Consider the following 12,063-nt stretch of genomic DNA (forward strand, 5'->3'; position numbering starts at 1 on the left):
GCTCAAGCCGGGCCCACTGGTCGTTCGTCAGATCTCCACGTCCCACAAAACACGATCATGAACGAACAAGATCCACTTTTGCAACAGGCCCTAGTTCCGCGCCGGGTGGCTATCAGCGTGGAGGAGAGTTCAAACGAGTGTGGGGGTGTGCCCGAAACCCAGAGACCGTCACGTTCGTGTCCCGGGAGCGAGTCGTCGATGGAAAGCGCCGTCCTCCAGGACGCGCATCGGGGCCGAGTCATGCACCTGTCGGGCGGGCGATCGAAGGCGTGACCTGTCGATCACGAGGGAGGGGCACGCCAGACATCGCATAAGGGGCGCTCGCCGACGGGTCCGCGCCATCGAACGGCCAGGCCCACGGCGTCGCTGGCGCCGTCTCCGTCAGTCCCTCGAAGCCTCGCTTGCTGGGCGCGATTGCCGTATTTCGTGGCCCTGGGGAGAGATATCGTTGGCGGGTCGTCCGCACAGGGATGCGACGCCCCGCGCATGTCCCCTCGGCGGCGTGTCCGGCGGATGCGCGACGGGCATCCCCGTACTGGGCTGACTGACTAGGAACACCACGGCCTTCGGGTCGCCACCCTTTGACGAGCAAGGACACCCCCGACTGATGGCAGTGACCCAGCAGGAGATCGAGAACCGGTTGTGGGACGCCGCCGACGAGCTGCGCGTGGCGATGCCCGAAGCGCAATACTCCTCGGTCGTCTTCCCACTGATGTTCTGGAAATACCTGTCGGACACCTGGGAACACAACCACCAGGAGTTCCTGGCCCAGTACGAGGGCTTGGACGGCCTCTCCCCCGAGGAAGCCCGCGAGATCGAGTACCGCGACCATCAGTCGTTCGAGATTCCGTTCATTCACCCTGGCACCGTCCAGGAACGTCGCGCCTCTTGGTCGTCCATCCTCTCCACCATCGCCCAGCACGGCCTCGGCCAGCGAGTGCGCGCTTCCCTCCAGGCCATCGAGACGGCCAACCCTGACAAGTTCTCCCGTCTCTTCGGGTCCATGACCTGGACCTCCGAGGCAGTGCTGCCGGGGGAGGCGTTGGCGGCGGTCATGCGGGCGATGGACCGCACTCCGAAGATGCACGAGGGCAACATGTCCCACGATGTGCTCGGCGGAGCATACGAATACCTGCTGAAGCGGTTCTCCGACGGGTCCGGCACCCGCGCCGGCCAGTTCTTCACCCCGCGCGAGGTCGTCGAGCTGATCATCGAGCTTCTGGACCCCAGGAATCATGAGTCGGTGTACGACCCGACCTGCGGGTCAGGCGGCATGCTCATTGCCGCCGCCAACCTCCTCAAGGCCCACGGTGGTCGGGGATACACGCTCAGCCTGAACGGGCAGGAGGCCGTAACGGACACCGCCGGTGTGGCCCGCATGAACCTCTTCATGCACAACCTGACCGAGTTCAAGGTCGAGGTCGGCGACACCCTGAGGGACCCGCGATTCAAGAACCCGGACGGGTCCGTCAAGCAATTCGACATGATCGTCGCCAACCCGCCCTACAGCCTGAAGTGGAAACCCTGGACCAACGACCCGCGTGCCATCGGCGGGGTCGCCCCACAGTCGTCGGCAGACTGGGCATTCGTGCAGCACATGATCGCCAGCATGGACCCGAAGAAGGGCCGCGCCGGCGTCGTCCTACCTCACGGTGTCCTCTTCCGTGGCGGCCAGGAAGCAGCTATCCGCAAGCGCGTCCTGGACGACAACCTCCTGGAAGCTGTCATCGGGCTGCCCTCGAACCTCTTCTACAGCACGACGATCCCGACCTGCATCCTCGTGTTCCGTGCCTCGGGCACCAAGGCTCCGGAGCGTCAGGAGGGTGTGCTGTTCATCGATGCATCCACCCGGTTCACCAAGGCCAAGAACCGTAACGTCCTGACCAAGGCAGACATCGCTGACACGGTGACTGCCTTCCACGCAAAGTTCAACGCCGACGGCACCCCTGTGGACCCCGATGGAACGGCTGGCCTCCCAGCGCGATTCGTCCCTACCGCGGAGATCGTGGCAAACGCGTACGACCTCAACATCGGTCGGTACGTCAAGCAGGCGGCTGCCGAGCAGGAAGACCTCGGCACCCTCATCGACGCCTACAACCTCGCCCGAGCCGAGCGACAGAAAACCGAGCAGCACATGCTCGCCGTCCTCTCCGCCGCAGGGATCGAGGGATTCGATGAGTGACTGGGAGCAGATCACCCTCGGTGACCTGCAAACTCGTGGGCGCCCCAAAGTGGCCGTTCCGCCACAGGCGGGATCAAGGACTTCGATGAGTGACTGGCGGCAGGTAGCACTGTCGGAAGTCGTCACGCGTGTCACGGCGAAGAATGATGACGGGACTAACCAGAACGTCCTGACCGTCTCCGCCGAGCACGGGCTGATCGCGCAAGAATCATTCTTCACGAAGAAGGTCGCCAGCAAAGACACGTCGGGCTATTACGTTGTCGCACCGGGGCAGTTCGTCTACAACAAGAGCACATCGAGGTCGGCCGCCTACGGAACGGTGGCGCGCAACCTCAGAGACGAGCCGGGCATCGTCTCCCCGCTGTACTTCGTGTTCGAGGCCAAGGAGGGGGCTGCGCTTCCCGAGTACCTGGAACTGGCCCTCAACTCAGACCAGTTCTTTGGCTCACTCGCTGGCATGCTCCGAGAGGGAGCCCGTTCCCATGGCGCATTGAATGTCCGCCTGGGGGAGTTCTACGCTGCCACCGTCACCCTGCCGCCCGCGTCCATGCAAGAACGGATCGTCAAGGTCATCAGCGCAGTTGACGACCAAATCATCGCACTCGATGCCGAGGCGGGGGCGCTGGCAGCGGTTCTGCGTCGACGACGAGCCGACCTCATCACCGACGACTCAGTTGAAGTCATGAGGGCCGAGCACGCCTTCGACTTCTCCACCGGCGTGCGCCGGACACCGGACAGGGCGGTCGGCCCATACATGACACCCTACCTCCGCTCCGCGAACGTCGGTTATGGGACGCTCGACCTGTCCGACGTGCTCGAAATGAACTACGACCCAGCGGAGCGCAAGAAATTCGGTCTCCAATACGGCGACGTTGTGGTGTCCGAGGGCAGCGCAAGCGCGAATGCGGTCGGGATGCCCGCCATGTGGCGAGACGAACTGCCAGCGCCCGTCTGCACCCAGATGACCCTGCTCCGTCTCCGGGCTCTCGAAGGGGTCTGCATCCCTGAATTCGTCTTCCACTGGAGCATGTGGGCCTACGAGTCCAGGGCCTTCCTCGACGTCGCGGGCGGCACCAACATCAAACACATCAGCGCCAAGCGGGCGAAGGGGATGGCCGTGCGCCTACCGTCGCTCGACCGCCAGCGTGAGATGGCGGTGGAACTCGACGCGATGGAGTCTGCGTTGGAGGCGACCCGGGCGGAGGCCGCCCGACTCCGTGAAGTCCGGGCGGGCCTGCTGTCGGGACTGCTAGACCGCACCATCGACATTGAGTCCGCCGAGTTGGGGGTCTGAGCCGTGGCAAAGGGCATACGAGAGCGCGAGTTTCAGAACCTGATGATCCAGTGGTCCCTCCCGATGGGTTGGGGCTTCACAGCGGGCAGGTTACTGTCGCGTGAAACGACGCAGACTGTCGTCGTCGACCAGCTGCGGGACGCCATCGTCCGACTCAACCCTGGGGTGATCCACGGGTTCGACGTGGACGCGGTGGTCGAGGAGATCACCGCCATGGTCAACGCCGTCGACGGCGGGCTGGTGCGGGCCAACGAGCAGGTGCTCCACCTGCTGCGCGGGCACAAAGAGTTCCGGGACGCCGACGGTGTGTGGCACGCCCTGAAGGTCGTCGATTTCGAGCACCCGACCGCCAACACGCTGGTCGTGTCGGATGAGGTGACCATAACCGTCCCCGGCAAAACACCTCGCCGGTTCGACCTCGTCTACTGGGTCAACGGCCTGCCCCTTGTTGTGGTGGAGGTGAAGTCACCGACCGCGAAGTCCGGGTGGGCCGACGCCGCCCGCGAGATCAACGACGTGTATGCCACTGAGTACCCGTGGTTCTTCACGCCCAATGTCTTCGCCATCGCCTCCGACGGGCTGAAGCTGAGGTTCGGTGCAGCCGGCGCGCCCACGAACCTCTGGCAGCCGTTCCGTTCCACTGACGACGACGAGAACCTGTCAGGGCAGGCCGATGTCCAGCGCTCCGTCGAGCTGCTGCTCGCCCCGGCCACGCTCCTGGACATGCTGGCCAACTTCGCCCTCTTCGACACCTCCGGGGGCGGCGCGGACAAGAAGTATCTGCCCCGCTACCCGCAGATGGAGGCCGCCCATCTGATCCACAAGCGGGTCCTGGCCGACGGGTCGAAGGGCCTGATCTGGCACCACCAGGGGTCTGGAAAGACGCTGCTGATGGTGTTCGCCGCCTCCCTGTTGTTGGCCGACACCCGCACTGATTCGCCCACGATCATCCTGCTCTCGGACCGCACGCATCTCGTCCGGCAGACCTCCGGGGTGTTCACCTCCGCGATGGGGGACGCCTACTTCCACCAGCCCGCCACCAGCGCGGAGTTGCGTTCCCTGCTGGCCGACGACGTGCGCGGCGTCATCTCCACCACCGTCCATAAGTTCGCCGATGCCGGCAAGAACCTGTCGACCCGCAGGAACATCATCGTGCTGGTCGACGAGGCACACCGCACCCAGTCCGACAGGTCACAGTCCTTGGCCGGGCAGATGCGCGCGGCATTGCCGCACGCGAAGTTCTTCGGCATGACCGGCACCCCCGTCAGGAACCTCGCAACCGACACCTTCGCCCTCTTTGGCGAGGAGACCGACCCGGACAGGGTTTTGCACCGGTACTCGGTGTCCCGGTCTCTGCTGGACGAGGCGACCGTCCCGGTCATGCTGGACCCACACCCGGTCACCTTCGAGATGAACGACCAGGCGCTGCAGGCAGAGTTCGACCAGTTCGCCGACGAATTCGACCTCGACGACCCTGACCGTGAAACTCTGTCCCGCAAGTTCGGGCGCCTCACCTCGGTGTTCGCCAACCCCCATCGCATACACACGGTCTGCCAGGACATCGTGGACCACTACCTGGCCGGCACCTACCGCAACGGTCTCAAGGCCCAGGTCGTCGCCTACAACCGTGAGCTGGCCGTGGCATACACGGACAAGATCAACGAGCTGCTGGCAGGCTTCGAGGCGTCCCAAGTGCTCGCTGAGGTCGGCAAGCACGACCGGATCACCGCCGAGGTGAACATCCACGTCTCGGACGCTAAGGACGAAGACCGCGCCATGCGCCCGTACCGGCTCTCAGAGGTCGATGAGGAGGACCAGAAGCGGCGATTCCTCGCCCCGGACGACCCGCTGTGCTTCCTGATCGTGACAGCCAAGCTGATGACCGGTTTCGACGCCCCCAACGAGGGCGTGCTCTACCTCGACAAGCCGCTGAAGGCCCACAACTTGTTCCAGACGATCACACGCCCGAACCGGACCTGGGTATCCCCGACCGGGTTTGTGAAGACCACCGGCGTGGTCGTGGACTACATCAGCCTGGCCGAAGAGGTCCAGCGGGCCGTCGTGGACCCCACCTCGGAGGGATCCGCCGGCAAGGGCGGCGGGTTCGTCACCGACCTGACCGAGCTGGTCGCCGAGTTCCGCACCACCTTCGCCCGCATCGAAGACCTCCTCGCAGACGTGGATGGCCTGGATCTCACGGTCCACGGCTACGAGTCCGTGCGAACCATCAATGCCTTCCTGGACACCAGCTCGGACGCCGCCGAGGTGTTCGCCAAGGACTACCGGCTCTTGGCCCGGCTGTACCCGCTCATCAACACCGACAAGCGGGTCGCCAAGTACCAGGACGGCTTCGGGCTGTTCGGGTCCGTGTACACGACCCTGTTCAAGAAGTCCTCGAACGAGGAGAGGAAGGAACGGCTGGGCGAGTTGGGACCGATGGTCCTGGAGATCATCAATGCCCACGTCCACTCCTTCTCTGTCGCCGCCTCCCAGGAGGAAGCCCTCGTTCTGGACGCCCAGGGCATCTCCATCCTCAAGGAGCTGCTGGCCCTCGTCCGCCCCAAGGCCGGCAAGGACGACGGCAAGGACATGAGGCCGCCGTCTGCGGCGGAGATCCTGGACCACATCAAGGACGCCCTCGAAAGGGGCGTCGAACCGGGGTCCGCTAAGTACACCGCCCTCGCGGAGCGAATCAGGCAGCTGCGGGACCGGATCATTCAGAACGCGCAGGACGCCCTGGAGTTCCTGGCCGATGCGCTCCGCGTCGCCCGCGCCATCGTGGACGCCGAGAAGCACCCCGACGAAGCCGTCGTGCTGGACGACGACCACGTGGGTGTCCTGTCGCGGATCATTCACGATCACGCACCGTCTGGCCTCACCATCACGGAGCGGAACCTGGCCGAGGAGATCGATCAGGTGGTCAAGCGCACCCTCGCGCAGTCGTGGGACAACGCCGAGGCTCGCAACCGAGGTGTCCGCCGCGCCACCGCTGCGGTCTTCCGCCGGTACACGTTGAAGCCGGTGGGAGAGCCGTACGGCTCCACCGTCGCCTACATCGAGGCCCACTACCTCGTTGACTGACGAGTGCATGGAGGCCCGGCAACCTGTGACGGTTGCAGGGCCTCGTCGCGCTGCTCGGGCCCTGATCTGTCTCCTGAGCGGCGCCGTTTTCGTCATCACTCCGGCTGGCGCGGCTACAGCGGGGGCAGGGCTGTGGCGTCGCACACGGTGATGTGGAGGGCGTGAAGCGGCTGCGTCCGTGTGGGGCGGACGATCTCCAGACTTTGTGCGCCCTCGCGGAGCCGGAAGATGAGCTGGTCGAAGTGGTACCAGCCGAGGTAGATCCACAGGGTGCCGGCGCCGTACTGGTCGCGTCGGTGGTCGAGTGGCTGTCCTTGCACCCACACGGACGGCGGGGACATGCCGGTGTCCTCCGTATAGCGCACTGCGGCAGCGGCTGCGCGGTGCAGTGGGCTGTCCGGCTTCCAGCGGCGCCCCAGCGCCGCCACGGCTGCCGGGCTCGTGGGCTCGGCAGCCGCCAGCTCGATGCGGCGGATCTCGATCCCGCCAGCGTTCAGCAGTTCCACCAGCCGGGTGCGCACGGGGAGGGGGATCCACCGGTCGAGTCCTTCGAACTGCTCGATCATCGCGTCACGTGGCGCACGGCCGGCGGACGGGTCCGCTGTCATCCCCTGTAGCCGTTCCTCTGCTGTGGCGCGGGTGTCGCCGCGCTTCCACAGCAGCCTCGGCTCGGAGCCTTCGGGGAGGCGGTCGTTCTGGTTGAACTGGAACTGGAAGCCTCGCTTGCTGCCTTTGAGCGCGCGCTTCATGCCCGCCATCGGATCCCGCCCGTACATGAGGGCGCCGACGACGTGTTCGGTGAATTCGGTGTCGGTCCGGTGGACCACCGCCACGTCGAGGTCGCCTGGCTGCAGCGCGCCTCGGGCGTAGGAACCGAATACATAGACCTCGTCTACGAGATCGAGGGGGCGACTGCCTGCGTCCAGATTGTCGAGCATCTCCGTTGCCCGTTCACGTTTCACCTGGACTCCCTTGCCGCCCACGCCCACTGCTTGGACCTTAGGGGCCACAAGCTAAGGCGAGAGCGCTCTGCAGAGTGAATCCACGAGCGCCCCCGCGCTGGGTTGCCGAGGGCGGGGGACCTCACCGGCATTCAGCGAGAGTAAGCCCCCGTGAAACGGACAGACGCGGTACGGTGCGAGTGTGGCCCTGCGGCATCCCCCGTCCGCAGGGCCACACTGCTGTTCGCGTGCGTGAGTGTGCTGGTCAGCGACTTCGGCTCGCCTGCGGTCTGGCGACGGTCGTCGCGATGGCCGGTGCGGTAGCAGTGAGACGCGGAGGCTGCCGCTGGACGCTGGGGCTGAACCGCCGCGTGCCGGTGCCGTGCACGAGTTCCTCGGCCAGGTCGGCGATCATGGGGGCGGGCGCGTAAGTGGAGGCGTGGATCGTCCAGGTGGGCTGGTCGATGGTGGGGCCGGCCCAGATCGCTGACGCGGTGGAGGTGGGACAGTGCGCGGGCCAGGGTAGCTGCGGGCCCCTTCGTGGGCGGGCCACCGCTGGCGTCGGAGAAGCCGCCGTCGGGGCGTGGCGGTGGTGCGGGGGCCGGCCGGGGGTGTCGCTGGTGGGGGACACTGGTGCCCTGGGCGGGCTGCGGCGCCCGGTGTTCGCGGCGGCTGGCGATGTGGCCGGCACCGACGGCACGGCTGAGGGTGTTCGGGCTGATGTGCAGCGCGTCGGCGATAACGGCGGTCTTCATCTTGCGGTCACGGGCGAGCTGGACGACAGCGGCCCGCAGGTCTTTCCAGTCCTGCTCACATTCCACCAGCAGCCGCAGGGAGGCTTCCGGCCGGCCGTCGAGGATCGTCTGCGCGAGGACGCGGACATGCTGGGCGTACTCGTTCGGCGACCTGGGCGGCGTAGGCGTCGTTGCCCACCGCGTCGTGGCGCGCGCTGCGGGACTTGCGGTACCTCGTACCGCACTTGTCGCTGCAGTACAGTCGCGGCCGGCCAGAGCCCTGGCTCTGCTCGACGATGCGGGAACAGCCGGGGCCCAGGCACTCCAAGCCGTCCTGGCTCTTCGGGGTCATGCGGTCGGTCCTTTTCACGGGGTTGCTTCCGGGATTCCGGCACGGAAAACGTCAACTTTCCGGCCTGTGGAACGGAATACACCGCCCCGCTGCACGCGGGGGCGGGACTCCGGTGCGGTGCGGTGCCGGACCGCGGTATGAGACGGCCCGGCACCTGTCAGGTCATCAGACCGAGAGAATCCGCTGGCAGCACAGATACGATCCGCGCAGACCAAGGACCGCGGCACCGCTCACCGCGAGGACGGCTTCGACGGCATCCGGACGGAACACCAGCACAACGCCGAGAAACGACACGGCAACGAACGGAACCAGCTGGATGTTGACCTGATAGTCACGCAGCTCACGGGTTTTGGCCCCCCGCACATGAGGGATGCTAATTTCGGGACGTCCCGGCCGGGCGCTTTCGGGCGGCGGGCAGGACAAGTGGTCAGGAGGCACTGGGCTTTCCTCGATCGACGATGTACAGGTGGGCGGGCCGACCTCTTAAATGGTTGGTGCCGTAGAGGGGTCGGCTCGTGCCGTGCCGCTACCCGCTCACCCTTGCGAACTCCATCGCTACTGTCCGTTAATGGGATGACTGCGGTTGTCGAGAGTCCTGGGAAGGTCTCTGCGGTCAGCCGCCACGCAGATGAATACGAGAACGAACGATTCCGGAAGTAAGCGGTCAACTTCGTTCAATGCGCCGGTATTCACGCTGACCTGTTGCGCCGGTATCCGCCCCGGCTGCTGGGCGCCCGTGCATCCTGATAGGTAACAGCGGTCGCCATTGGTCAAAGAGTCTGTGGATCAAGCCAGCGAACCGATATTCCCTGGACGTGCCGACTCGCGGTGGCTTAGCTGTCCGTGTCATGGCGAGGAGCCCTGACACCGGTTACAGCGGGGGGATGGAATGAACAGACCACACATCAGAACCATGGGACAGCGGGCGAAGAGGGGACTCGTCCTGGCTTCGGCGGCTGCCCTGCTGCCGTTAACGGGCCCGGCGCTCGCTCACGGCGCGGAGAGCGCCTCGGGGGACATCCGTGTCGAGTCACGCGTGTTTCGTGTAGGGGCGGACGTTTCGTCGCTCGCGGAACTGCAAACCGCTTCGGGGCGTGAGCGGTTCGAGCGGCAGCCGGCCCTGACTGCCCCTCCGGGAGGTCAGCTCCCGATGGAGACGGTGGGCCCGGCCCGGTCCTACGGCCGGATCGCCACCGCGCCGTCGTCCTCGGCTGATGCCGGCGCGAGGGATGTCCAGGCGGCGGGTGTCACGTATCCGGAGCCGTCGCGCGCGATGACGGCGGCTCAGTGCCAGAAGGGACTCGGCTCGGACAAGGCGTTCTACATCAAGTCGAGGTTCGCCGTCTGCTCGGGCGCCCTGTTCCAGCAGGTGTGGACCCAGAGGGGCCGGCCGGTGGGGGAGAGCCGCTTCGTCGTGCTGGCGGTCGGCACTATCGCGCTGGACAGCCGCGAGGTGCGCTTCACGCATCACTTTACGTCCATGGAGAAGACGGGCAGTACCAAGACGGGCGCGCTGATGATCACGCCCAAGACGGCCGTGCCGTTCATGGCGCCCAAGAAAGCGAAGTACAAGCTGGGCGGCAGTGTCCCGGGCACGAGGAGCTGGGACAAGGTCAAGGCTGACAAGCCCTTCCTGCGCACCATGACCGTCGCGCCTGGACAGGGCAGCAGCGGCTCCACGGACCTCGTGGCCTCGGCATATGTGGTGTCCATCGACCTTAAGTTCCCCACCGGGGTCAACGGAGCCACCGGCGGGGATCTCTTCCTGCTGCCTCCGCGGTGGGACGCCGCGAAGTATCTGCGTAATTCCACCGGCGGCGGCAAACCGGACAAGCGGGGAGCGGCCACGTTCGCCGTGGTGGCGACGCTGAACTACAGCGCCAAGGCCGGGGCGCCCGAGCGGGCTGTGGCCCAGCACATCCGGACGGCGTTCACCAAGCCGGAGGACACCAAGCCCTACATGTCGGCCAAGAAGGTGCCCGGACAGGTGCCCAGCATTGCGCTGAACCGGTTGTACGCGGACAAGAAGCGCCAGGACGAGAACCGCCGCAAGGCGGTGGCGCAGTGCAAGCGGCACTACGGGAAGGACTACGCCAAGACAGGCAAGGAGTGCGACGAGTATCCCTTCGCCTCCACACACCAGGGCGCCGCGGAGGTCGACTACGACCCCGACGCCAAGAAATTCAACTTCTCGGTGAAGGTCATCTCCAAGGACGAGAACAAAGCAGGTGGTGATCTGCTGAAGGGCTTCTACGGGAAGAACCGCGTCATCGATGGCTTCGAGGACAAGTTCATCGTCAAGATCACTTCTTGACCGCGCCGGGGGCGGCCGGCCCGGCCGCCCCCGGCAGCGTCGTGCCCTTTATGTGGCCGGCCAGAACTGCAGCAGGTAGATCTCCACGCCGTCGGCCACTCCGTCGTCGTTGCAGATCCGCTCCACCTCTTCGCGCCCGGCGCAGTAAACCCTGACCTTCCAGGTTCCCGGTAGCAGGGACAGTTCGTGGTCCCGGCCGTCCGACCAGATAGCGATCTCTCCCGATCCTGAGACGAACTCCGCCTCGTCGCTCTCGTCCCAGGGCGTGCGCGTGTCCGCTGCAGGCTCGCTGTCCCACTGCTCCACGGTCACCGCCGCGGTATGGGTGTGCCCTGCGCTGTAGAGGTCGAACCGCCCCTGGTACGCGGTCAGGAAGCCCCCGCTCGGGGAATCGTCGGGGAAGGGGACCGGCACGAGAGCCTCGTCGGACTCCTGCACACTCCACCCGTGATAGGTGATACGAACCTTCAGCTCATCAACACGTACTGGCTTCACCGCACCTGGCTCCTCATCAGACCACCGGGACGTCGTCACGTGGTAACCGGCGCGATCCAGCCCCACGGACACACACCCCTCATATGGTGACTCTGCCGGAGTATAGGACCGCGCGAGCGGCCTCCCGCCTGTCAACCGCGCGGAGGCTGACGGCCCTCACGCTGAGGGAGGTACGGGCTCGTCGGGAGCGCCGGCAGCCGCGGAGGGATCAAAGGTGGCGCGCAGGCCGAACGGGTAGAGGTCTGCCTGGAGCGCGACTTCCAGCCGCGCGATGGTACCGAGGTCGGGAAGCACCTCGCCCCGCGCGATCCGCCCGACCGTAGTGTGGGAAAACCCGGCGCGCTTGGCCAGCGCGCGGTCGCTCAGCCCTTGTCCGGTCATCGCCGTGTACAGGTTCAGCGCGAAGGCGGCCCCGAACCGGGCCGTAAGCGGCGCGTCCGGGACGAGTGTGACCAGCGGCCACTGCCCATGCGCCACAAAATCGGCCGGAGGCTGGTGGTCACGGCTGCGAGCCACGCACACCCCTCCGACATCAACCGGGTCCATCTGACCTGTCCATCCTCCCGTCCGGTTTCACTCCCGCGTCGACGCCCCACCAATGGACCGTGTACGGTCCAAGCTGGTTATCTTATGGACATCATGCGGGTGTATTTCCTAATGGTGCGGTCCG

The 12,063-nt window shown here is 65.9% G+C and carries 9 protein-coding genes; 4 read left to right on the top strand and 5 right to left on the bottom strand.

All coding sequences use genetic code 11. From position 1 onward, the window contains the following. Nucleotides 1–607: 607 nt before the first annotated feature. Genes ACIRQP_RS34830 through ACIRQP_RS34840 form a run of 3 tightly spaced genes read left to right on the top strand, consistent with a single transcriptional unit; the run spans nt 608 to nt 6,557 of the window. Nucleotides 608–2,182 (top strand): N-6 DNA methylase, encoded by a 1,575-nt coding sequence (locus ACIRQP_RS34830; RefSeq protein WP_403897616.1) that lies wholly within the window; start codon nt 608–610, stop codon nt 2,180–2,182. Then, entirely contained in the window at nt 2,175–3,476 is a 1,302-nt protein-coding gene (locus tag ACIRQP_RS34835) for a hypothetical protein (RefSeq protein ID WP_403897619.1), read from the top strand. Before ACIRQP_RS34830 ends, ACIRQP_RS34835 begins: the two co-directional genes overlap by 8 nt. A gap of 3 nt (nt 3,477–3,479) precedes the next feature. After that, complete coding sequence (locus ACIRQP_RS34840; protein ID WP_403897622.1) at nt 3,480–6,557, top strand: type I restriction endonuclease subunit R; 3,078 nt, start codon at nt 3,480–3,482, stop codon at nt 6,555–6,557. Nucleotides 6,558–6,670: 113 nt separating this feature from the next. Here ACIRQP_RS34840 and ACIRQP_RS34845 read toward each other — a convergent pair whose 3' ends face one another. The 3 genes from ACIRQP_RS34845 to ACIRQP_RS34855 all read right to left on the bottom strand — a co-directional run bounded on the left by ACIRQP_RS34845 (nt 6,671) and on the right by ACIRQP_RS34855 (nt 8,947). After that, the gene (locus tag ACIRQP_RS34845; protein WP_403897625.1) at nt 6,671–7,519 is read right to left on the bottom strand and encodes a nucleotidyltransferase domain-containing protein; all 849 of its coding nucleotides are present in this window, start codon (nt 7,517–7,519) and stop codon (nt 6,671–6,673) included. Nucleotides 7,520–7,763: 244 nt separating this feature from the next. Then, nucleotides 7,764–8,198 carry a DUF317 domain-containing protein gene (locus tag ACIRQP_RS34850; protein ID WP_403897628.1) on the bottom strand — a complete coding sequence of 145 codons (435 nt, stop codon included), beginning with the start codon at nt 8,196–8,198 and terminating at the stop codon, nt 7,764–7,766. Between the two features lie 551 nt (nt 8,199–8,749). Then, nucleotides 8,750–8,947 carry a hypothetical protein gene (locus tag ACIRQP_RS34855; protein ID WP_403897631.1) on the bottom strand — a complete coding sequence of 66 codons (198 nt, stop codon included), beginning with the start codon at nt 8,945–8,947 and terminating at the stop codon, nt 8,750–8,752. 787 nt (nt 8,948–9,734) lie between these two features. On the opposite strand from ACIRQP_RS34855, the gene ACIRQP_RS34860 reads away from it, so the two are divergent. Beyond that, nucleotides 9,735–10,898, top strand: a complete 1,164-nt coding sequence (locus ACIRQP_RS34860; RefSeq protein ID WP_403897633.1) for a NucA/NucB deoxyribonuclease domain-containing protein — start codon at nt 9,735–9,737, stop codon at nt 10,896–10,898. A gap of 48 nt (nt 10,899–10,946) precedes the next feature. Here ACIRQP_RS34860 and ACIRQP_RS34865 read toward each other — a convergent pair whose 3' ends face one another. Together ACIRQP_RS34865 and ACIRQP_RS34870 are read right to left on the bottom strand one after the other, a co-directional pair. After that, entirely contained in the window at nt 10,947–11,393 is a 447-nt protein-coding gene (locus ACIRQP_RS34865) for a hypothetical protein (protein ID WP_403897635.1), read from the bottom strand. Between the two features lie 156 nt (nt 11,394–11,549). After that, on the bottom strand, nt 11,550–11,909 hold the full coding sequence (locus ACIRQP_RS34870; RefSeq protein WP_403897637.1) for a multiprotein-bridging factor 1 family protein: 360 nt from the start codon (nt 11,907–11,909) through the stop codon (nt 11,550–11,552). Nucleotides 11,910–12,063: the final 154 nt, after the last annotated feature.

Origin of the sequence: Streptomyces sp. NPDC102274 (genome assembly GCF_044766385.1) — a bacterium.
Taxonomy (GTDB): Bacteria; Actinomycetota; Actinomycetes; order Streptomycetales; family Streptomycetaceae; genus Streptomyces.